General features: G+C 73.7%; 18 protein-coding genes and 1 pseudogene. 12 read left to right on the forward strand and 7 right to left on the reverse strand.

From position 1 onward, the window contains the following. Positions 1–29 precede the first annotated feature (29 nt). The 4 genes and pseudogenes from OG455_RS05200 to OG455_RS05215 all read left to right on the forward strand — a co-directional run bounded on the left by OG455_RS05200 (position 30) and on the right by OG455_RS05215 (position 4,290). On the forward strand, positions 30–1,817 hold the full coding sequence (locus OG455_RS05200; RefSeq protein WP_266290688.1) for a glycoside hydrolase family 15 protein: 1,788 nt from the start codon (positions 30–32) through the stop codon (positions 1,815–1,817). A 100-nt stretch (positions 1,818–1,917) separates the two neighbouring features. Beyond that, positions 1,918–2,376 (forward strand): annotated as a pseudogene (locus tag OG455_RS05205) (SRPBCC family protein); the annotation flags it as partial. A gap of 358 nt (positions 2,377–2,734) precedes the next feature. Further along, positions 2,735–3,757 (forward strand): SDR family oxidoreductase, encoded by a 1,023-nt coding sequence (locus OG455_RS05210; RefSeq protein ID WP_266290690.1) that lies wholly within the window; start codon positions 2,735–2,737, stop codon positions 3,755–3,757. 182 nt (positions 3,758–3,939) lie between these two features. Continuing rightward, on the forward strand, positions 3,940–4,290 hold the full coding sequence (locus tag OG455_RS05215) for a hypothetical protein (RefSeq protein WP_266290692.1): 351 nt from the start codon (positions 3,940–3,942) through the stop codon (positions 4,288–4,290). 142 nt (positions 4,291–4,432) lie between these two features. Here the strand turns inward: OG455_RS05215 and OG455_RS05220 are convergent, their stop codons facing one another. Beyond that, positions 4,433–4,804, reverse strand: coding sequence for a low affinity iron permease family protein (locus tag OG455_RS05220; protein ID WP_266290694.1), 372 nt, complete (start codon positions 4,802–4,804; stop codon positions 4,433–4,435). A gap of 114 nt (positions 4,805–4,918) precedes the next feature. Here OG455_RS05220 and OG455_RS05225 point away from each other — a divergent pair, with 114 nt between their 5' ends. Beyond that, complete coding sequence (locus OG455_RS05225) at positions 4,919–5,425, forward strand: DUF6328 family protein (protein ID WP_266290696.1); 507 nt, start codon at positions 4,919–4,921, stop codon at positions 5,423–5,425. A gap of 151 nt (positions 5,426–5,576) precedes the next feature. On the opposite strand, the gene OG455_RS05230 is transcribed toward OG455_RS05225, so the two are convergent. Further along, positions 5,577–5,747 carry a hydrophobic protein gene (locus OG455_RS05230; RefSeq protein ID WP_266290698.1) on the reverse strand — a complete coding sequence of 57 codons (171 nt, stop codon included), beginning with the start codon at positions 5,745–5,747 and terminating at the stop codon, positions 5,577–5,579. Positions 5,748–5,865: 118 nt separating this feature from the next. Here OG455_RS05230 and OG455_RS05235 point away from each other — a divergent pair, with 118 nt between their 5' ends. Together OG455_RS05235 and OG455_RS05240 are read left to right on the forward strand one after the other, a co-directional pair. Further along, the gene (locus OG455_RS05235; RefSeq protein ID WP_266290700.1) at positions 5,866–6,624 is read left to right on the forward strand and encodes an ABC transporter ATP-binding protein; all 759 of its coding nucleotides are present in this window, start codon (positions 5,866–5,868) and stop codon (positions 6,622–6,624) included. Then, entirely contained in the window at positions 6,621–8,564 is a 1,944-nt protein-coding gene (locus OG455_RS05240) for a YhgE/Pip domain-containing protein (protein WP_266290702.1), read from the forward strand. Before OG455_RS05235 ends, OG455_RS05240 begins: the two co-directional genes overlap by 4 nt. A 26-nt stretch (positions 8,565–8,590) precedes the next feature. Here the strand turns inward: OG455_RS05240 and OG455_RS05245 are convergent, their stop codons facing one another. Further along, positions 8,591–9,850, reverse strand: a complete 1,260-nt coding sequence (locus OG455_RS05245; RefSeq protein ID WP_266290704.1) for a hypothetical protein — start codon at positions 9,848–9,850, stop codon at positions 8,591–8,593. 226 nt (positions 9,851–10,076) lie between these two features. After that, positions 10,077–12,308 carry a catalase/peroxidase HPI gene (gene katG / locus OG455_RS05250; protein ID WP_266290706.1) on the reverse strand — a complete coding sequence of 744 codons (2,232 nt, stop codon included), beginning with the start codon at positions 12,306–12,308 and terminating at the stop codon, positions 10,077–10,079. Between the two features lie 251 nt (positions 12,309–12,559). Between katG and OG455_RS05255 the strand changes: the two genes are divergently transcribed. Beyond that, entirely contained in the window at positions 12,560–12,970 is a 411-nt protein-coding gene (locus tag OG455_RS05255; RefSeq protein WP_266290708.1) for a Fur family transcriptional regulator, read from the forward strand. A 55-nt stretch (positions 12,971–13,025) separates the two neighbouring features. Here OG455_RS05255 and OG455_RS05260 read toward each other — a convergent pair whose 3' ends face one another. The 3 genes from OG455_RS05260 to OG455_RS05270 all read right to left on the reverse strand — a co-directional run bounded on the left by OG455_RS05260 (position 13,026) and on the right by OG455_RS05270 (position 16,934). Beyond that, a complete protein-coding gene (locus tag OG455_RS05260) occupies positions 13,026–14,087 on the reverse strand; it encodes a phosphatidylinositol-specific phospholipase C domain-containing protein (RefSeq protein ID WP_266290710.1) in 1,062 nt (353 codons plus the stop codon). Between the two features lie 177 nt (positions 14,088–14,264). Further along, positions 14,265–15,821 carry a glycosyl hydrolase family 28-related protein gene (locus OG455_RS05265; protein WP_266290712.1) on the reverse strand — a complete coding sequence of 519 codons (1,557 nt, stop codon included), beginning with the start codon at positions 15,819–15,821 and terminating at the stop codon, positions 14,265–14,267. A 159-nt stretch (positions 15,822–15,980) separates the two neighbouring features. Then, a complete protein-coding gene (locus tag OG455_RS05270; protein WP_266290714.1) occupies positions 15,981–16,934 on the reverse strand; it encodes an AraC family transcriptional regulator in 954 nt (317 codons plus the stop codon). Positions 16,935–17,023: 89 nt separating this feature from the next. Here OG455_RS05270 and OG455_RS05275 point away from each other — a divergent pair, with 89 nt between their 5' ends. The 4 genes from OG455_RS05275 (at position 17,024) to OG455_RS05290 (ending at position 20,792) form a co-directional block, all read left to right on the forward strand. Next, positions 17,024–18,016: an NADP-dependent oxidoreductase gene (locus OG455_RS05275; RefSeq protein WP_323185421.1), complete on the forward strand. Its 993-nt coding sequence runs from the start codon at positions 17,024–17,026 to the stop codon at positions 18,014–18,016. Between the two features lie 330 nt (positions 18,017–18,346). Continuing rightward, the gene (locus OG455_RS05280) at positions 18,347–20,011 is read left to right on the forward strand and encodes an ATP-binding protein (protein ID WP_266290716.1); all 1,665 of its coding nucleotides are present in this window, start codon (positions 18,347–18,349) and stop codon (positions 20,009–20,011) included. After that, a complete protein-coding gene (locus tag OG455_RS05285) occupies positions 20,008–20,439 on the forward strand; it encodes a roadblock/LC7 domain-containing protein (protein WP_266290718.1) in 432 nt (143 codons plus the stop codon). The genes OG455_RS05280 and OG455_RS05285 overlap by 4 nt, the downstream gene beginning before the upstream one ends. After that, positions 20,436–20,792 carry a DUF742 domain-containing protein gene (locus OG455_RS05290; RefSeq protein ID WP_266290720.1) on the forward strand — a complete coding sequence of 119 codons (357 nt, stop codon included), beginning with the start codon at positions 20,436–20,438 and terminating at the stop codon, positions 20,790–20,792. Before OG455_RS05285 ends, OG455_RS05290 begins: the two co-directional genes overlap by 4 nt. Positions 20,793–20,796: the final 4 nt, after the last annotated feature.

The raw sequence follows: 20,796 nt of genomic DNA on the forward strand, positions 1-20,796 counted from the left end.
GCGATCCAGACCCGTGAGGAGACCAACCCGTGCACCCCGCCCCGCCGCCCCCGCACGTCCTGCGCGACTACGCGCTGCTCGCCGACGGCGAGCGCGGCGCCCTCGTCGGCCCGCGCGGGGACCTCGCCTGGATGTGCGCCCCGCGCTGGGACAGCGACGCCGTCTTCGCCGCACTGATCGGCGGCCCCGGCTGGTACTGCGTCACCCCGGCCGCCCCGTACGTGTGGGGCGGCTACTACGAGGGCGGCTCCCTCATCTGGCGCAGCCGCTGGACCACCACCAGCGGCATCATCGAGTGCCGGGAGGCCCTCGCCCACCCGGGCGATCCGCACCGCGCGGTGCTGCTGCGCCGGATCATCGCCGTCGACGGGCCGGCCACCGTGGACGTCGCGCTGCAACCCGCCGCGGGCTTCGGCGACCACCCGGCCCGCGGGCTGCACCGCGACGAGACCGGACGCTGGACCGGACGGGCGGGCGACCTGCACCTGCGCTGGACGGGCGCGCCGGGGGCCGACGTGATCGAGGGCGAGGGTGACGGCGAGGGTGACGGCGAGGGTCACCCCGTGCTCCGCACCCGGCTGCACCTCGATGCCGGCGAGCAGCACGACCTGGTGCTGGAGATCGCGGACCGGACGCTGGGCCGCTGCCCCGCCGCCGACCGGCTCTGGCGGGCCACCGAGGCGAGCTGGGCCGAGCAGGTGCCGCACTTCGACGACGCGCTCGGCCCGCGCGACGCCCGCCACGCCTACGCCGTGCTGCGCGGGCTGACCGGCGCGAGCGGGGGCACCGTCGCCGCGGCCACCACCTCCCTGCCCGAACGGGCCGAGCAGGGCCGCAACTACGACTACCGCTACGTCTGGATCCGCGACCAGGCCTACATCGGCCAGGCGGTCGCGGCGGCCGGAGCGCACCCCCTGCTCGACGACTCCGTGCGCTTCACCACCGCCCGTCTGCACGAGCACGGCCCCGACCTCGCCCCCGCCTACACCACCACCGGCCTGGCCCTGCCCGACCGCCGCACCCTGGACCTGCCCGGCTATCCCGGCGGCTCCGACGTGACCGGCAACCACGTCAACGAGCAGTTCCAACTCGACGGGCTGGGCGAGACGCTGCTGCTGCTCGCGGCCGCCGCCCGGCACGGGCGCCTCGACCAGGACGGCCGCCAGGCCGCCCGGATCGCCGCCGACGCCATCGCCCAGCGCCACCGGGAGCCGGACGCGGGCATCTGGGAGCTGCACGAGGACCGGTGGACCCACAGCCGCCTCATCTGCGCCGCCGGCCTGCGCTCGGCCGCCACCGCCGGCGTCACCGACCCCGGCACGGCCGCCGGTTGGGAGGCGCTGGCCGACCACCTCACCGCACTGGCCGCCGCGACCAGCACCCACCCCACCGGGCGCTGGCAGCGCTCCCCCACCGACCCCGGCGTCGACGCCGCGCTGCTGCTGCCCGCCATCCGCGGCGCCCTGCCGGCGGACGACTCCCGCACCACGGCGACCCTCGACGCGGTGCGCCGCGAACTCTGCCAGGACCACTTCGCCTACCGGTTCCGCCACGACGAGCGCCCGCTGGAGGAGGCCGAAGGCGCCTTCCTGCTCTGCGGATTCGTGCTGGCGCTGGCCGAGCACCAGCAGGGACACACCATCGAGGCCGTGCGCTGGTTCGAACGCAACCGGGCCGCCTGCGGGTCACCCGGCCTCTACGCCGAGGAGTTCGACATCTCCCAGCGCCAGCTGCGCGGCAACCTGCCGCAGGCCTTCGTGCACGGCCTGATGCTGGAGACCGCCGTCCGCCTGACCCAGCCGCCGCCCCACCGGTGACAGCCGCCGGCCCGTGCGATCGAGTCGCATGAGTCGCGCCGGAGCGGGCAGGCGCCGTTTCGACCGGAACCGCCCGGCACGACCAGCGAAGGAGACCCCCATGAGCAGCGTGAAGGAATCCATCGACGTCAACCTCCCGGTGGACCGGGTCTACAACCAGTGGACACGGTTCGAGGACTTCCCGAGCTTCATGGACGGCGTGGAGGACGTCCGCCAGATCGACATCCGGCGCTGCCACTGGAACACGAAGATCGCCGGTGTGCGCCGCGAGTTCGACACCGAGATCGTCGACCAGCTGCCCGACGAGCGGATCTCCTGGCGCACGGTGGGCGGGGACGTCGAGCAGCTGGGCGTCATCACCTTCCGGCAGCTCGACGACACCCACACCCGGATCAGCCTGGCCATGGAGTTCGAGCCGCACGGCGTGACCGAGAAGGCGGGCGACCTGCTCGGGGTGCTGGACCGGCGGGTGCGCGGCGACCTGCGTCGGTTCAAGGACTTCATCGAGGATCGCGGCGGCGAGCGCGGCGGGTGGCGCGGCCGGATCGCGCCCGGGGAGGGGCAGGGTCCCGTGGCGGCGCAGGCTCCCGTGGCAGGGCGGCGCGGCACCACCGCCCGCCACGCGGGCGCGCCCGGGGACCTGGTCGGTGGTACCCCGGTCCCGGAGACGCCGCAGTCCCGGATGACCGATGAGGGGGCGCCTCCGCCGCCGGAGGCCTACCCGGGCCGGCCGATCGGCCGTCACGCGGCCACCCCGCCGGCCGATCCCGACGACATGCTCCACGGCTGACCGGGGGTTCGCCCCGACAAGCGCGGCCCGGCCCGGGTCCAACCCGGGCCGGGCCGCGCACGTGTGCGCTGGCGCACCGCGCCTGCCCCGGCCGTTTCGCCGCCGGCGCCCGGGAGAGACGTCCCGCATGACCAACTACCGCAGCACCGACCGCGTCGTGGTCGTCACCGGAGCCAGCGCCGGGATCGGCCGCGCCTGCGCGCAAGCCTTCGCCGCCCGGGGCGACCGGCTCGCGCTGGTCGCCCGCGGGGGCGCCGGGCTGGCCGGCGCCGTCCGCGAGGCCGAGCGGGCCGGCGCCACCGCGATCGGGATCGAGACGGACGTGGCCGACCCCGAGGCCGTGGAGGCCGCCGCGCAGCGCGCGGAGGACGAGCTGGGGCCGATCGACGTCTGGGTGAACGACGCGTTCGCCTCGGTCTTCGCGCCCTTCACGGAGATCACCGCCGAGGAGTTCCGGCGCGTCACCGAGGTCTCCTACCTGGGCTACGTGTACGGCACCCAGGCCGCGCTGCGGCGGATGCTGCCCCGCGACCGCGGCACCCTGGTGCAGGTCGGCTCGGCGATCGCCTACCGCGGGATACCGCTGCAGAGCGCCTACAGCGGCGCCAAGCACGCGATCCAGGGCTGGCACGAGGCACTGCGCTGCGAGCTGCTCGCCTCCGGCACCAAAGTGCGCACCACGATGGTGCAGATGCCCGCCGTGAACACCCCGCAGTTCGACTGGGTGCTCTCCCGGCTCCGCAACCAGGCGCAGCCCGTGCCGCCGATCTACCAGCCCGAGGTCGCCGCTCGGGCGGTGCTGTACGCGGCCGACCACCCCGGGCGGCGGGAGTACTGGGTGGGCGGCAGCACCGCGGCGACCCTGCTGGCGAACGCAGTGGTCCCGGGCCTGCTCGACCGCTACCTCGCGCGCACCGGCTTCGACTCGCAGCAGACCGACCGGCCTCGGCGGAGCACGGATCCGTCCAACCTCTGGCAGCCCGTCGACGCCGAGCGGGACCACGGCGCGCACGGCCGCTTCGACGACCGCGCCCACCCGCGCAGCGCGCAGCTCTGGGCGAGCCGGCACCGGGGTCCGCTGCTGGCAGCGGCCGCCGCGGTGGCGGCCGTGGGCGTGGGCGCGTGCGCGCGGGCGGGGCGGACGCGGTGAACCGGCGGCGCCGATCGGCATCGGGGCGGCATCGGGCCGGCGGTCGCGGGTAGACGACGCCCGGTCGGCTGGGCTGTCGCAGTGAACTGAGCGTGCCGACCACTCGCCCGGCGGGCGGTCCTCGCCGCCGGGCCCGAAGGATACCGGCGGTGTGGCCCGTCGGAGGCGGAGAGGGGTGCGCGGTGCGCGGTGCTGTGATGGAGCTCGCGGTCTGGTGGGTCGTGCTGGTGACGCTGACGCTCGGGTTGATCGGTCCGGCGACTCCCGTCGAGCTGGTGGCGGCCGTGCTGGCGGCCACGGCGGCCGCGGGCGCGGCCCGCCGGGTCCGCCGGGCGGCGGGCCGCCGGCCCGGGGTCGGCCCGGGTGTCCCGCGCGCCCTCGCGGTGCTGCCCTACGCGCTGCTGCGCGGGTGCGCCCTGCTGGTCCGCGCGCTGGCGCGGGCGGAGCGCCCGCAGGGGGTGCGCCGGCCACGGCCCGAGGTCGCCCCGCGCCGGGTCGAGCGAGCCCTGTGCCGCGTGGACGAAGCAGCGTGAGCGGCTGGTCGACGGCGGCGACCGTACTGCTGGGCTGCCGCTTGGTCCACCCGGCGGTCGGGGTCGCCGACCGCCGCGCCGCCGCGGGGCAGCGACCGGGAGCGACCGGGGGCCTCCGCGGGACGGTGAACGCGCACCGCGCTCAGTGCCGCTCGTCCATGCCGATGGCCTGCTCCAGTTCCTCCTGCGCGGCGCCGGCGTTCCGCTGCTGCTGTTCGAGCAGCGCCGAGGCGATCGCGTCGAGCTTGCGCTGGACGGCGTGCTCGGCGCGGCGCTCGGCGTTCTTCAGCAGGGCCAGCAGCAGCAGGGTGACCGCTCCCATCGCGTCTCCGGCCAGCAGTTGCCACTCCATGGCGAGCCCGGCCGCGTGCACGCCCACGAAGACGCCGACCAGGGCCAGGCAGAGCAGCGCGAAGAACGGCGAACTCGTGAAGTTCGAGGCCAGTTCGGCGAACTCCTCGAACCGGCCTCGCTTGCCGTCATCGCGTTTCCGGGCGGGGTGCTGGAACGTCAAGACCTTCTCCTCTTCGTGGATGACGCCGGCTCCTGCTGGCTCCTCCCCGGGGATACCGGGAAAATGTCCATACATCCGGTATTCGGCTATTCGGCGTACGAGAGGGCGGACGGCATGCGACAGACGGATGACGGGTCGGGATCCAGCCGGACCGGACGCGACGAGAGTCCGGAGGAGCGCGCCGACCGCCAGTGGGGCGAGATGCTCCAGGAGGTCAGAGTCACGCAGACCGGAGCGCAGATCCTCTTCGGCTTCCTGATCAGCGTCGCCTTCACACCGAGGTTCGCCCAGCTGTCCGCGACCGAGCGCACGCTGTACGTGATCACCGTCATCCTCGGTGCCATGGCGACCGGCACACTGATCGCGCCGGTCGCCTTCCACCGCTTCTTCGCCGGGCACCGGTTGAAGCCGGAGCTGGACCGGGCCGCCGCCAGGCTGATCTCCCTCGGGCTGGTGCTGCTCGCCCTGACGGTGGGCTCGGCACTGCTGCTCCTGCTGCTGGTGGCGACCGGGTCGGCAACCGCGTGGGCCGTCACGGGCGGGGTGATGGCGTGGTTCGCGACCTGCTGGCTGGTCCTGCCCTGGCTGGTGCTCAGCCGTGCCAGGCGCCGCCAGCGGTGAGCCGGGTGGGACAGCTGAGCCGGGTGGCCCGGCTCAGCACCGCGCCGGCCCGCCAGGGAATCTGGCGGGCCGGCGCGGTGGGAATATCCTCGACCACGATCTGCGTCGAATGTGCGTCGAAATCAGTCGATTGCGGTCCGGCGGTGAGGATTTACCAGCGGTACCAGCGGCCCCGGCTGCCCGATGCCCCGGTTCCACGGGCGATGAAGCCCACCAGCCACACCACCAGCACCACGATGGCGACCCACCAGAGAATCTTCAGGGCGAACCCCGCGCCGAACAGGAGGAGCGCCAGAAGAAGAACGAGCAGAAGAGGAACCATGATGAACAACCTCCCAGTTGGTGACGACCGGCGTCTGCCCTGATGACGGACTCGCATTCCTGATCCGTCACTATTCGGTGGCGGGAGTACATCCGCCGAATCCGGTTACCCGCCGGTAGTGGAGATAACTGGGAAAGAGGTGACCGCCCGCGGCATCAGCGTTCGCGGTCCGCGCGGTCCGGTGTTCGAGAACGTGGACGTGGACGTGCCCGCCGGCGGCCTGCTGGTGGTGCACGGTCCGGCCGCGTCGGGGCGGACCTCGCTGCTGCTGGCCCTGGCCGGGCGCATGCGACTGAGTGCGGGTGCCGTGCGGGTGGGTGCTGACACCGCTCCCGGCCGGGGCGGGCGCCGGATCAGGCAGGCGGTCGCGGTGGCCCGTGCCGAGCCGGCCGTCGGTCTGGAGGGGCGGCTGCGGGTGCGCGAGCTGGTGGCCGAGCGATGCTGGCTGGAGCGCGGGGTGACGCCGCGCCGGATCGTCGAGGCGGCCCGGCTGCTCGGGCTGCGGCTGCGCGCCGACGCGTGGGCCGAGGAGCTCCCGCCGCTGGACGCACTGCTGCTGGCCACCGCCCTCGCCCTGGCCGCGCGGCCCGCCGTGCTCGTGGTGGACGCGGTCGACCACGGCTGCCCCGATGACGAGCGCGAACGAGCCTGGCGGGCGCTGGGAGCCGCGCGCTCGACGGGCTGCACGGTGCTGGCCGGCGCGACCCAGGCACCGCCGACCGCCCCGGACGGCGCGGACGGCGCGGACGGCACGGACGGCACGGTCCTCATCGCACTGCCCAGGCGCAGCGCCGACCTGCTGGCAGCACCGGACCAAGGCAGGCACGACGCCTCCGACACGTCCGACGCGCCCACCGGACGGGAGGCGGCCGCGTGATCGCCGTCCGCCTGGCCTTCCTCGAACTGCGCCGCTTCCGTGGCCCGTTGCGCCGCACCGTACCCCTGCTGCTCTGCCTGATCCCGCTGCTCTACGGCGCGATGTACCTGTGGGCGAACTGGGACCCCTACGGCAAGACCGACCGGATCCCGGTGGCGGTGGTCGACCTGGACCGGCCAGCGACCACCGCGCAGGGTCAACTGGTCGACGCCGGGGACCAGCTGGTCCAGCAGCTGAAGGCCTCCGGAACCTTCGGCTGGCGGTTCGTGGACCAGGGCACGGCCGCGGCGGGCCTGCGCGAGGGGCGCTTCGCGTTCACCATCGAGATTCCCGCCGACTTCAGCTCCCGGCTGGCCAGCGGCTCCGACGTACAGCCCCAGCAGGCCGGTATCCGGATGGAGTTGAACGACGCCAACAACTACATCGCGGGCGTGATGACCGAGGTGGTCCAGTCCCAGCTGGCGGACCAGATCGACTCGGCCACCCACGAGGCCTACGTACGCAGCCTCTACGGTGAACTCTCCCAGGTCAGGGACAAGCTGACGACGGCCTCCGACGGCGCGCACCAGCTGGTCACCGCCACCGCCACCGCGCAGCAGGGCAGCGCGGCGCTCAGCGCGGGCGGCGACGCGGTGCACACCGGATCCACCCAACTCGCGTCGGGCGCCGCGCAGATCAGCCAGGCGATCAGCACCCTCGACAGCGCGGCCAAGACCCTGGACTCGGCGGCGGCGGACCAACTGCCCAGCACCGCCTCCTCCCTCGTGACCGCCGCGAGCCTGGCCGCCCAGGGCCTGGACGCGGTGCACCAGGGCACCGGGCTGGCCGTGCAGGGCACCACCCTGGTCGTCACCGACCTCCAGCAGGTCGCCGCGGCCCACCCCGAGCTGGCGCAGGACGCCGCGTTCCAGCGGGCCCTGCAGGACGCCCAGCGCGCGGACGACGCCGCGGGCAAGCTCGACGGCCAGGCCGCCACGGCGGACGGCAACGCGCACCAGGCCCTGCAGGACGCCCAGGACCTCCAGCGGCACATCGGCGCGCTCCAGCAGCAGGTACTCGGCCTGCAGACCCCGCTGAGCCAGATCGACTCCGGCGCGCAGGGCGTGGCCACCGGCGCCGCGGGCGTCTCCAGCGGTCTGGGCACCCTGCAGCAGGGCGCGAGCGCGCTGCAGAGCGCCGCCGGCCAGGCCCACGACGGCGCCACCAGCCTCTCCGGCACGGTGGACGACGAGCTGAAGCAGATCCCGGTCCTCAGCGACCAGCAGGCGGCCTCGGCGGCCCAGGTGCTCGGCTCGCCGGTGCGGATCGACCGGCAGAACCTGCACCCGGCCGGGGTGTACGGGCGCGGCCTGGCACCGTTCTTCTTCGGCATCGCCCTATGGGTCTTCGGTCTCTTCGCCTACCTGCTGCTGCGCCCGGTCAACCGCCGCGCCCTGGCCGGGCGGACCCGCGCGGCGGGCGTCGCCGTGGGCGGCTGGCTGCCCGCCGCGCTGCTGGGCGCGGTGGCCGCCCTGCTGCTCTACGCCGTGGTCGACCAGGCGCTCGGGCTCCACCCCGTGCACCCGCTCGCCACGGTGGCGCTGCTGGTGCTGGCCGCGGGCTCCTTCGTGGCGGTCGACCACTTCCTGCGCACCAGCCTCGGGGTGGCCGGCGACGTGCTCTCGCTGGTGCTGCTGATCCTCCAGCTCACCGCCTCGGGCGGGCTCTACCCGATGGCCACCGCGCCGGCCTTCTTCCAGTTCCTGCACCCGCTGCTGCCGATGACCTACCTGGTCGACGGCCTGCGGGTGACCATCTCAGGCGGCCTCACCGGCCACCTGGTCCGCGACCTGGTGGTGCTGGCCGGTTTCGCCCTGGCCTTCCTCGCACTCAGCACGCTCAGCGTGCGGCGCCAGCGGGTGTGGACGGTCGCCCGGCTGCACCCGGACATCGAGTTGTGATCACGGGGTCGGCCCTGCCGCGCCGGCTACGGGATCCCCAGCTCGAAGAGGACGTAGCCGGCGTACCAGCCCGAGGCCGCCCCCAGGACCACGAACATGCCGGTCAGCGCCGTCCACTTGAACCGGCTCAGGCCGATCGCCAGCGCGATGAAGAGGGGGAACGCCGGCAGCAGGTAGCGGGGCAGGTTGCTGTAGATCTGCTGGCTGCCCAGCGCCGGGACGCAGGTCATCAGGGTGTAGACGACCAGCACCAGCGGCGGCTTGAGGCGCACCAGGGCGATGATCAGAAGAGGCAGCGCGACCAGCACCAGCGCGGCGATCTCGTCCGCGAGGGGGTAGGAGTAGATGTAGTTGGTGCGCCCGAGCATCACGCTCAGCGTGGCGTGCTCGGTGTAGCGGCCGAAGTCGAAGTAGTGCGCCCAGGCATCGCGTTCGAGGATGAAGTAGCCGCTGAGGTTGCCCATCCGGTAGCCCACCCAGGCCAGGTAGCCGATCAGGCCCCAGGGGGCCATCAGGCCCGCGAGCAGCGGGCGCAGCACGCCGTCCTGCCGGCGCACCAGGGCCACCAGCGCGGCGAGCCCGACGGCCGCGATGAGCGCCGCCGACGTCGGGCGGCTCAGGCCGGCGATCAGGGTCAGGGTGCCGGCGGTGAGCCAGCGGTGGGTCATGACGCAGTAGCAGGCCCAGGCGCAGAGCGCGACGAAGAGCGAGTCGGAGTACACCGCCCACTCGGCGCCGGAGCCGGGGAAGACGGCCCAGATGAGGGCGGCGATCACGCCGGCCTTGGGGCCGCCCAGCCGCGCGGTGACCTTGTAGATGCCGGCCGCGGCCGCGAACGCGCCCACGATGGCCACCAGCATGCCGGCACCGAAGCTGCCCAGGCCCGTGCATTCCATGACCAGCCGCATGAGCCCCGGGTAGAGCGGGAAGAAGCCCGCGGAGTTCTGCTCGGCCGTGAAGAATCCGCCGGTGGTGTAGATCAGTTGCGGGTGGTAGCCGTGGATGGCGACCTGCTGGTACCAGGCGCCGTCCCACGAGCCGAGGACGTCCCAGGGGTGCTTGCCGCCGCCGAAGGCACCCTTCTTGAGGTAGTCGCCGGAAACCTCCAGCAGCCGCATGAAGACGGTGAAGCCGATCAGCTTCACGGCCCCGTAGCCCATCACCGCCGGACCCAGCTCGTCGAACGTGCGTCCCGCCCACCCCACGAGGGCCCCCAGTGGCCGGGGCACCCTGCGGCGGCCGTCCTTTCCGTCCGCGGCCTGCTCCGGCCCAGCTATCACGCTCATGAAATGGAGTACCTACCTACCTGCCGACGCGATCCGGGTGGCCACGTCTGAAGAGGACGAAGCGGATCCAGAGTCTACGGCGCGGGGCCCGGACGCCTTGCGCCCGGCCGCGCGCCGGCCGGAACGGCGCCGGCCCGGCACCCCGTGACAGGGTGTCGGGCCGACGGGTGGCCCGGCCGGCCCGTGCGGGCCGGCCGGGTCCGCGGGATCGGACGGGTCCGCGGGATCAGACGAGGTCGAACCGGTCGAGGTTCATCACCTTGTGCCACGCGGCGACGAAGTCGCGCACGAGCTTCTCCTTCGCGTCGTCGCTCGCGTAGACCTCGGCGAGCGCGCGCAGCTCGGAGTTGGAGCCGAAGACGAGGTCGGCCCGGCTACCGGTCCACTTGAGCTCGCCGGTGGCGGCGTCACGGCCCTCGAAGGTGTTCGCGTCCTCGGAGGTCGCCTGCCACGTCGTGCCCAGGTCGAGCAGGTTGACGAAGAAGTCGTTGGTCAGCGACCCGGGAGTGGTGGTGAAGACGCCCAGCTGCGACTGCTGGTGGTTCGCGCCCAGCACCCGCAGGCCGCCGACCAGGGCCGTCAGCTCGGGGGCGCTCAGGGTCAGCAGGTTCGCCCGGTCGATCAGCAGGTACTCGGCCGGCAGCCGGTTGCCCTTGCCGAGGTAGTTGCGGAACCCGTCGGCGGTCGGCTCCAGCGCGGCGAACGACTCCACGTCGGTCTGCTCCTGCGAGGCGTCCGCCCGGCCCGGCGTGAAGGGGACCTCGACCTCGAACCCGGCGGCCTTGGCGGCCTGCTCGACGGCGGCGCCGCCGGCGAGCACGATCAGGTCGGCGAGCGAGACCTGCTTGCCGCCGCTCCGGTCGCTGTTGAAGGCCTGCTGGATCCCCTCCAGGGTGCGCAGCACCGCCGCCAGGCGGTCGGCGTCGTTGACCTCCCAGCCGCGCTGCGGTTCGAGGCGCACGCGCGCGCCGTTGGCGCCGCCGCGCTTGTCGCTGCCCCGGAAGGAGGAGGCCGAGGCCCACGCGGTGGAGACGAGTTCGGCGACCGTGAGGCCCGAGGCGAGGACCCGGCCCTTGAGCTCGGCGATGTCGGCGGCGTCGACCAGCTCGTGCGCCACCGCGGGGAGCGGGTCCTGCCAGAGCAGCGTCTCGCTCGGGACCTCCGGGCCGAGGTAGCGCACGACGGGGCCCATGTCACGGTGGGTCAGCTTGAACCAGGCCCGGGCGAAGGCGTCCGCGAGCTGGTCGGGGTGCTCCAGGAAGCGGCGCGAGATCTGCTCGTAGACCGGGTCCACGCGGAGCGCGAGGTCGGTGGTCAGCATCGTCGGGGCGTGGCTCTTGGCCGGGTCGTGGGCGTCGGGGACGGTGCCTGCCCCGGCGCCGTCCTTCGGCTTCCACTGGTGGGCGCCCGCGGGGCTCTTGGTCAGCTCCCACTCGAAGCCGAAGAGGGTCTCGAAGAAGCTGTTGTCCCACGCCACCGGGGTGGGGGTCCAGGCGCCCTCCAGGCCGCTGGTGATCGCGTCGGCGCCCTTGCCGGTGCCGAAGGCGTTCTTCCAGCCCAGGCCCTGCTGCTCCAGCGAGGCGGCCTCGGGGTCGGCGCCGACGTTGTCCGCCGGGCCCGCGCCGTGGGTCTTGCCGAAGGTGTGGCCACCGGCGACCAGGGCGACCGTCTCCTCGTCGTTCATCGCCATCCGGCGGAACGTCTCACGGATGTCGCGGGCCGCGGCGAGCGGGTCCGGGTTGCCGTTCGGGCCCTCCGGGTTGACGTAGATGAGGCCCATCTGGACCGCGCCGAGCGGGCTCTCCAGCTCGCGGTCGCCGGTGTAGCGCTCGTCGTCCAGCCAGGTGGTCTCGGGACCCCAGTAGACGTCCTCGTCGGGCTCCCAGACGTCCGCCCGGCCACCGCCGAAGCCGAAGGTCTCGAACCCCATCGACTCCAGGGCGACGTTGCCGGCCAGGACCAGCAGGTCGGCCCAGGAGAGGCTCTGCCCGTACTTCTTCTTCACCGGCCACAGCAGGCGGCGGGCCTTGTCGAGGTTCGCGTTGTCCGGCCAGCTGTTGAGGGGGGCGAAGCGCTGCTGGCCCGCGCCGGCGCCACCGCGGCCGTCGCTGATCCGGTAGGTGCCCGCGCTGTGCCACGCCATCCGGATGATGAACGGGCCGTAGTGGCCGTAGTCGGCCGGCCACCAGTCCTGCGAGGTGGTCAGCGTCTCGGCGATGTCCCGCTTCACGGCGGCGAGGTCGAGGGTCTTGAACGCCTCGGCGTAGTCGAACTCCTCGCCGAGCGGGTTGGACACGGCCGGGTTCTTGGCGAGGATCTTCAGGTTGAGCCGATCCGGCCACCACTGGCGGTTTCCACCGCCCTGGGTGGGGTGCGCGGCGCGCCCGTGCGCGACGGGGCAGCCACCCCCGCCCTCCGCCTTCGCGTCTACGACGATTGCATCATGGTTCTCAGACATGGGATTCCTTCCGGACCAGGCGGATCGTGGTGCTCAGGAACTGCGGGCGGGTGACGCCGCGGCGTACTGGAATTCTTCCTATCCCTTGGCTTATCGCTAGAACCGATCCTACGATTGACAGAGTCCAAGTCAAGAAGTGCGCCAACTCCATATCTGATCGGAAACCGGACATCCGCTGGTAGAGCACGCGGGGTGGAGCACGCAGAGCACACGTCCCGCCGACCTGAGCCGACCTGATTGGGTGAGCTGACATGAGCAACCTGCTGGAGCGCCTGCGCCGGCGCGGCTGGCGGATGACCGCCCAGCGGCGGGTCGTCGCCGAGGTCCTCGGCGGCGACCACGTGCACCTCACGGCCGACGAGGTGCACGCCCGCGCGGCGCGGCGGCTGCCCGAGATCTCCCGCGCGACCGTCTACAACACCCTGGGCGAGCTGGTCTCCCTCGGGGAGGTCGTCGAGGTCTCCACCGACGGCCGCGCCAAGCGCTACGACCCCAACGCGCACCACCCGCACCAGCACCTGGTCTGCTCGCGCTGCGGCACCATCCGCGATGTCCACCCGACCGGCGATCCGCTGGCGGACCTGCCGGCGCGGGAGCGGTTCGGCTTCACCGTCCTGGAGGCCGAGGTCACCTACCGCGGGCTGTGCGCCTCCTGCGCCTGACGGGCGGCGCGGGAGGCGCTGGGGGCGCTGGGGGCGCTGGCGGCGCTGGGGCGCGTCAGCCGCGCGGGAGTTGCTCGCCCAGCACGGCCGGCAGGCCCGTCCAGTCGCACGAGACGAAGGAGGCGTGCGCGGCCGCGAGCCGGGCCACCCGGGCGGTGGCGTCGGCCTGGGCCGGGGCGGTGTCGGAGAGCGCGGGGGCCACGTTCTGGGCGTCGGTCATGACCAGCAGGTAGTGGTTGGTGTCGTACCAGGAGGTGTCGATGCCGCCGTCGACATAGGCGTGCGCGTCACCGTCGAAGACGACGAACCAGGGGCGCAGCGAGGCGTCGGGGTAGCGGGTGCGCGGGTCACCGGCGGCGGCGCCGAGCACCGAGGGGAAGACCTGCGCCTGGCCGAGGGTGCCCGCCGCCTGGAGCGCGGACAGGTGCTGGGCGTACTCGGTGTCGGTCCACAGGTGGTCGAAGGGGTTGGCCTGCTCGAACGTCCCCGGGATCGCCTCCAGCACCACCTTGCCGGCCAGCGCCGCGCGGGTCGGCCAGTTCCCGGCCCGCGCCGCCGCGTCGAGCGTCGGGTAGCCGCCCAGCAGGTCGGCCGGCCGGTAGACGTCCGCGCCCAGGTGCGCCTGGACCAGCGCGTCCAGCTGGGTGGGGCCGAGGCCGACCGTCGCGTCGAAGCCCGCCTTCATCTCCAGCTTGACCATGATCGGCGGGTGCCCGGGGTGGGCCGCGAGCCAGAGGCGGATGTCGTCCAGGCAGCTGCCCAGGTCCTTGTTGGCGCCGCCGCGGTAGAGGTCGGCGGCGGTGCTCGCGTCGACGCAGTTGTTCTGGTTGCCCAGCGGGTTGGCGTGGCTGACCTTCCATTCGAGGGTGATCGGGTCCACCCAGGTGTCCAGCTCGATCAGCGAGGCCCCGGTGTCCAGCGCGTCGGCGAGGAAGGGGAACTGGGCGGTGTCGTCGTAGGTGTTGTGGAGGCCGACCGAGGTGCCGGCCGCCAGGGAGAGGCCGCCGGTGTCGGCGGCGCCGGCCGCTCCGGTGGTGAGTGGCAGCACGCAGGCGAGCGCCGCGAGCAGGGTGGCCGCGTGGCGGAGCGGGCGGGCGAGGACAGGCAGGAAGGACATGGGACCTCCGGGATCCGGGGCGGGCCTCTCTGGCATGTACGCGGGCAGACTAGCGAGCGCCGGTGGACCCCATGTGTCGATCCGTCAAATACGGTCCGACGCCCGGGCGGTGGTCCCACGCGCCCGCCCGGGCACGCCCCTCCGACCTGGCTCCTTCGGTCGTCCTCGGGCGCTCTGTCAGCCGATCGCCGCCCAGAAGGCCGCCGGGGGCGCCGCGTTGGCCGACATGGTGATCGAGGCGGGCAGCGCCGTGCCGTTGCCCGTGGTGTTCTGGAAGAACCGGTACCCCGCGGCGGGGAGGTTGAGGTTGGCCGCGCCACCGGTGGCGTTGCGGCCCAGCGCGAGGGTGCCCGTGAAGCCCGCGGCCATGACGCACGCGTAGACGTATCCGGGGGTGACCACCTGGGGGCTTATCGCGACCGACTGCACGCCGCCGGCGGTGAGGACCGCGTCGGCGCTGCCCGCGGCCAGCAGGGTGGCCACGGACTCGCCGGGGCTGACGTGGTAGAGCCCGAAGAAGCCGTGACCGCCCGGCGGGAAGGTCACCGGCGAGGCGATGTCGAACCAGACGGTCGAGACCGTCGTGACGTACCGCACCGGGAGCTTGACGAAGTACGCGGTGCCGGACACGATCGCCGAACTCGCCGAAATGGCCGCCGGGTCGTACGCCCAGGAGATCAGGCCGTGGTCCTCCGGCTGCCAGGTGTTGCCGATCACCGCCTTGGTGTGCGCGTAGATGTCGCCGCCGTGCGAGGTCCTGGCGTTCAGGATGATCGGGGAGATGGCACCGTTGTCGACGATGTTCGGCGCGAACTGCGTGTCGTTCTCGATCGTCCCGCCGATGACCGTGGGCGACAGGACGCCGGCCGCGAACCGCAGGTTGGCGACGGCGTTGTCCTCCAGGTAGGGGTCGGTGATCGTGGTGGCGACACCGATGGGGCCCAGGTCGATGCCGACCCCGGGACCCTCCTGGCAGTTCGGCGACTGGAGCGAGCAGGACTTCGCGTCGATGTAGTACCCGGTGCTGCCGGTGTCGACGCTCGACACCTGCACCCGCCCGCCGACCACGTGGTTGTTGTTCGAGCCGCTGCCGATCCGGATCCCGATCGCACCTGCTCCCGCGACGGTGATCTGGCACCAGTTCACCCAGTTGTAGTAGGCACTGCCCCCGTTGATGTCGATGCCGATGTTCGAGCCGGCGATCTGCAGCCGGGTGAAGTCCGAGTAGAGGAAGTAGCTCGCGTCGATGGCCGTGCCCGCCGCCGAGCTGTTCGTCTGGGTGATGCCGAGGTCGCGGATGCAGAAGCTGCGCCGCGTCGTGTCGACCGTCCCGAAGAGGGTCGGGTTGAGGGTCGCGTCGAAGTGGACGACCGAGGCCTTCGATCCCGCGCCCTGGAGCGTGACGCCGTCCACCGGCGTCAGCCTGGCCTGGTTGCACACGTAGCCACCGGTCGGCAGGTAGACGACGCCTCCGGTCTTCGACAGCGAGTTCAGCGCCTGCTGGATCGCGCTCGTGCTGTCGGTCGCCCCGCTGGGGTCCGCGCCGAACTGGGTGACCGCGTTGACCCAGTCGGTGACGCCCTGTCCGGTGCCGGCGGCCGCGGCGGGCGTTTCAGGCATCGCCATCGTGAGCGCGGAGAGCCCGGCGGCGCCGGCGACGGTGCGCGCGAGGATCGACCGGCGACTGGTGCCGCCACCGGAATGATCCGCACCGTGAACTGAACCGCTGGCCATGGCTTCTCCATTCCGGTGGCGCTGGGCCGACCGTCGTCCGAACAATCGTTCAGTAAGGGCGGAACGGACCCTACCAAGCCGTTCGGACATCAACCACCCTTGCCCGCCAAGGTACTGAGAGTCCGACAGGCCTCCGCGGCGCGGCGCCCCGCACCGGGCTCAACCGCTCCGCCGGTAGCTGCCGGGTGCCGAGCCGTGGGTGCGCTTGAACGCGTTGGCGAAGGCGAACTCGGAGGTGTAGCCGACCTGGGCGGCGATGGACCGCAGCGGCGCCCGCGTCGTGCGCAGCAGGCGCGCCGCCGTGGTCATCCGCCACCAGGTCAGGTAGCCGAGCGGCGGTTGACCGACCAGCAGGGCGAAGCGCCTGGCGAAGGGTGCCCGGGAGAGCCCCGCTGCCACGGCGAGTTCCGCCACCGTCCAGGGCGCCGCCGGGTCCTGGTGGATGGCGCGCAGAGCGGCGGTGACCGGCGGGTCGTTGAGGGCGGCGGCCCAGCCGGTGGGGCTGCCCTGGGCGGGCTGCTCGGTGAGCCAGCCACGCAGGAGGTAGAGCAGCAGGGTGTCCAGCAGCGCCGGGACGGCGGCGTCCGTGCCCAGACCCGGACTCTCCAGCTCGGCGGCCAGCAGCTCCACCGCCGAACTCAGCCGGGGGTGGCGGCCCGCCCGCGCCGGCAGGTGGATCAGGTCCGGCAGGGTGCGAAGCAGCGGGTGCGCACGGGACGGGTCGAGCTGGTAGGCCCCGCAGAGCAGCACGGTGACCGGACCGCCGTTGCCGCTCCGGTCGACGCTGTCCGACGCGTGGACGCCGGCCGGGCCTTCGGACTCGAACGGCCGCGGGTCGTCGGGGCCGCAGGCCGGGGCGGTCAGCAGGCCCTCGGGACTGTCGGCCAGCGTGTGCCCGCGGCCGTGCGGCAGGAACACCACGTCTCCCGCGCCCAGGCGGACGGGCTCCGCGTCGGGGGGCAGCAGCCAGCAGGAGCCCCGCAGGACCACCTGGAAGCCCGCCGACCCCGGGACGGAGGCGAACTCCTGCCCCCACGGGGCGTGCCACCGCACGTAGGCCGACCGGGGGCGGCCGGTGCGGGTCACCGCGATCACGTCGCTGAGGAGATCCATGCGCGGACCCTACGCGTGCGAGACGCTCACGTATGAACCGGGCACCCTGAAGCATGGATCGTCTCCGGACACGCCCGTAGCTTCGTGGCATGACGTTGAGGACGACGAAGACGACGAAGACGACGGAGACGATGGAGACGATGGAGACGACGGAGACGATGAGGACCGCACGGATCCACGCGTACGGCGACGCCTCCGTGATCAGCTACGACGACGTCGCGCGCCCGAGCCCCGCCGCCGGCGAGGTGCTCATCCGGGTCGCCGCGACCTCGTTCAATCCCAGTGAGGCCGCGTTGCGCGCCGGGCTGCTGCGGGCATTCCTGCCCGTCGACCTGCCCCACACCCTCGGTTGGGACGTCGCGGGCACCGTCGCCGGGACCGGCACGGGGACACGGGGGTTCGGTGTCGGCGACCTGGTCATCGGGCGGCTCGACGGCGCGGGCTCGGCCGCCGAGTACGTCCGGGCGCCGGTCGAGGTGCTGGTCGCGGCGCCGCGCTCGGTCCCCCTCGCGCAGGCCGCCGCCCTGCCGGTGGCCGGCCTGACGGCCTGGCAGGCGGTCTTCGAGCACGGGCGGGTGAGTGCTCATCAGCGGGTGCTGGTCAACGGCGCGGGCGGCGGCGTCGGCGGCTTCGTGACGCAGCTCGCCAAGCACGCCGGAGCCGAGGTGATCGCCACGGCCGGAGCCCGGAGCGCGGCAGCCGTACGCGGACAGGGTGCGGACCAGGTGATCGACTACACCGCCGGGCCGCTGGCCGCCGCGCTCGACGGCCCGGTGGACACGCTGCTCAACCTGGTGCCGCTGGGTCCGCCGGACGCCGCGGCCCTGGTGCCGCTGGTGCGGCCGGGCGGGCGGATCGTCTCGATCGCGACCCCCGTCGAGCCGCCCGCCGATGCCGGGGTGACCGCGCTGCACATGGTCGCCCGCAACGACCCGGGGCAGCTGGCGGCGCTCGTGGAACTCGTCGACGCGGGCGTGATCACCATCGACATCAGCGAGTCGCACCCGCTGAGTGCCCTCGCGGACGTCCACCGCCGCAGTGCGGCCGGCCGGATCCGGGGCAAGGTGATCATCATTCCCTGAGCCCACGCGGCATCACCCGGCACCCGGCATCCAGCGCCCGGGCCCTGCCGGCTCGCGTCGACCAACTCCGCTGCCGAGTGGAGCGCCTGACGGAGCGCCTCGGACCACGACGCCGGAGCAGCGCTCGGAGGAGCGGGCGGGGCACCGAACGGCGGCTCCCTCCGACCGGGTTGGCCCGGGGCGACCGGGCCCGGGATCCCAGCATGCGGGGCGATGGTTTCGAGTACCCACCAACTCATTTATAGTAACGATCCGTTGATCAGTTCAGCACAGTCTCTGTCGATGACACCCCGTCGGGACATCGAGCTCACGAGTACTTCGAGGACATTGATGACGGCGTCACCGCCCTTCGCTCCCCCCGGCACGGAACGTCCACCGCTGCGCGCCTCCGTCCTGGCACTGCTGCTGACGGCTGTGGCCGCCGGGCTGATCGTGGCCGGCTCCGTGGCGGCCGCTCCCGCCTCGGTGCGCGTCGCGCTCGGCTGGGGCGCCGGGGCCGGGGCCGTGCTGCTCAGTGCCGCCGTCGCCACGGCGACCCACGCCCTCCGGTCCGCCCGGCTGCGCGGGCGGCACCTGGCGGCCGCGGCCGGGGAAGCCGGGCAGCTCCACCGCGAGCGCGAGCAACTAGCCGCCGCTGTTGACCAGTTGCGCGCCCAGCTCACCGCCGAGGAGGCCCGGCACAGCGCCCGGCTCACCGCCGAGGGCGCCCGGCTGGCAGCGGAGCACGCCGCCGAGCGCGACCGCCTCGCGGCAGCGGCCCGGCTGGCCGTCGCCGACCGCACCTCGGCGATCACCGCCTGCGCCAACGCGTCCGCCCGGATGCAGGCGATGGCCACCGGCATCCTGGCCGACCTGCGCCAGATGGAGGAGCGCCACGCCGACGAGAACGTCCTCGCCGACCTCCTCCACCTGGACCACCGCACCGCGCAGGCCGGCCGGCTGGCCGACTCCGTCGCCGTGCTGACCGGCGCCCGCTCGGGTCGCCGCTGGGCCAGGCCGATCAGCATGGAGTCCGTGCTGCGCGGGGCGATGGGCCGGATCGGCGGCTACCAGCGGGTCCGGGTGCACTCGACCGGTGAGGTGTCCGTGGCCGGCCACGCCGCTGAGGGCGTGATGCACGTGCTCGCCGAACTCCTGGACAACGCGGCGAAGTTCTCCCCGCCGACGGCCGAGGTGCACGTCTACGTCGAGCAGGTGCCCGCGGGGGTCATCGTCTCCGTCGAGGACAGCGGCCTGGTGATGGGCGAGGTCCAGCTGCGCCGCGCCAAGCGCGCGGTGAGCGGCGAGGCGACCGACCTGGGCGGCCTCTCCGGCACCCGGCTGGGTCTCGCGGTGGTGGGCCGGCTGGCCCGCAAGCACGGCCTGACCGTCTCCTTCCGACCGTCCGCGCGCGGCGGCACCGGCGTCCTGGTCCTCGTCCCGCAGGAGCTGCTGGGACGCAGCGCCGCGCCGCAGGCGGCGGCCCCCGCCCAGGCGGTGCACCCCCGCCCCGCGCCCGCGGCTGCCCCCGCGCCTGCCCCCGCCGCCACGGCGGACGAGGCGTCCAGCACGGCCACCCTCACCCTGCGCAGGCCAACGCTCCCCTCCGAGCAGCGGCCCGGCTCCGAAGCCAACGACAACGGCGACAGCAACGGCGGCGACGGCAGCGACGGCGACGGCAGCGACGGCGACAGCGGCGACGGCGCGTTGCCGCACCGCCGGCGCGGCCGGACCTTGGCCGCCGCCGAGGGCGCCCGCCGCACCGGCGCCCCGGCACAGCCCGCGCGCACCGACGTCCGGGCGGGCCTGGCCCGCTTCGGCAGCTTCCGTCAGGCCGTGCGCGGCGGCGCCGCGCAGGCCGGCGCGGCCGCCGGGACCGAGGGCCCCGCAGGCCAGGCAGGCCAGGCAGACCAGGCAGACCAGGCAGACCGGACAGGCCACCCCGCAGACCCGCTCAGCGGCCGGGCTCCGGCCACTCCCCCGCACTCGGAATCGGAAGGCGACACCCCTCGATGACCGCCAGCTCCCGCAATGCCACCGCGACCGTCGACGAGCAGCTGGGCTGGCTGCTGGAGAACCTGCTGAAGTCCACCCCCGGGGCCCGGCACGCGCTCGTCCTCTCCCGCGACGGCCTCAAGCTCTGCCGGACGCCCGAGCTGTCGGTCGACCAGGCCGACCAGCTCGCCGCGATCGCCGCGGGCATCCAGTCGCTCTCCCACGGGGCGTCCATCGAGTTCGGCGACGGCTCCGGCGGCGTCCGCTCCGCGATGACCGAGTTCCACGGCGGACTGCTGTTCGTCGTGGAGGCCGGCGAGGGCGCCCACCTGGCCGTCATCGCGGCCGAGGACGCGGACGCCGGGCTCGTCGGCCACCAGGTCAGCGAGCTCGTGGAGCAGCTCGGCGAGCACCTGCGAGCCGCGCCCCGCACGGCCGGCGGCTCATGAGCCGCCCCGGCAGGGACGACGCGCCCGACCGGCTCTTCACCCTCACCGGCGGCCGCAGCCACGCCGGCTCCGACGCCTTCGACCTCGTGACGCTGGTGGTCGCCGAGTTCGCCCCCGTCCCGGGCATGCAGTCCGAGCACGCCGCGATCCTGCGGATGTGCCAGCGGCCGGCGGCGGTGGTGGAGATCGCCGCGGAGCTCGGCCTGCCGGTGAGCATCGTCCGCATCCTGCTCTCCGACCTGCTGGACGCGGGCCGGATCAGCGCCCGCCACCCGCGCACCGCCGCCACGGCCCGCAGCGTTCCCGACCTCGACCTCCTGGAGCAGGTGCTCGTTGGCCTCCGCAACCTCTGACCGG

It is taken from the genome of Kitasatospora sp. NBC_01287 (genome assembly GCF_026340565.1).
Lineage (GTDB): Bacteria > Actinomycetota > Actinomycetes > Streptomycetales > Streptomycetaceae > Kitasatospora.

Coding starts and splice junctions, on each gene's coding strand:
- OG455_RS05210 (WP_266290690.1), top strand. CDS start 2,735: ATGACCAACTACCGCAGCACCGACCGCGTCGTGGTCGTCACCGGAGCC.
- OG455_RS05225 (WP_266290696.1), top strand. CDS start 4,919: ATGCGACAGACGGATGACGGGTCGGGATCCAGCCGGACCGGACGCGAC.
- OG455_RS05230 (WP_266290698.1), bottom strand. CDS start 5,747: ATGGTTCCTCTTCTGCTCGTTCTTCTTCTGGCGCTCCTCCTGTTCGGC.
- OG455_RS05245 (WP_266290704.1), bottom strand. CDS start 9,850: ATGAGCGTGATAGCTGGGCCGGAGCAGGCCGCGGACGGAAAGGACGGC.
- katG (WP_266290706.1), bottom strand. CDS start 12,308: ATGTCTGAGAACCATGATGCAATCGTCGTAGACGCGAAGGCGGAGGGC.
- OG455_RS05255 (WP_266290708.1), top strand. CDS start 12,560: ATGAGCAACCTGCTGGAGCGCCTGCGCCGGCGCGGCTGGCGGATGACC.
- OG455_RS05260 (WP_266290710.1), bottom strand. CDS start 14,087: ATGTCCTTCCTGCCTGTCCTCGCCCGCCCGCTCCGCCACGCGGCCACC.
- OG455_RS05265 (WP_266290712.1), bottom strand. CDS start 15,821: ATGGCCAGCGGTTCAGTTCACGGTGCGGATCATTCCGGTGGCGGCACC.
- OG455_RS05270 (WP_266290714.1), bottom strand. CDS start 16,934: ATGGATCTCCTCAGCGACGTGATCGCGGTGACCCGCACCGGCCGCCCC.
- OG455_RS05275 (WP_323185421.1), top strand. CDS start 17,024: ATGACGTTGAGGACGACGAAGACGACGAAGACGACGGAGACGATGGAG.
- OG455_RS05280 (WP_266290716.1), top strand. CDS start 18,347: ATGACGGCGTCACCGCCCTTCGCTCCCCCCGGCACGGAACGTCCACCG.
- OG455_RS05285 (WP_266290718.1), top strand. CDS start 20,008: ATGACCGCCAGCTCCCGCAATGCCACCGCGACCGTCGACGAGCAGCTG.
- OG455_RS05290 (WP_266290720.1), top strand. CDS start 20,436: ATGAGCCGCCCCGGCAGGGACGACGCGCCCGACCGGCTCTTCACCCTC.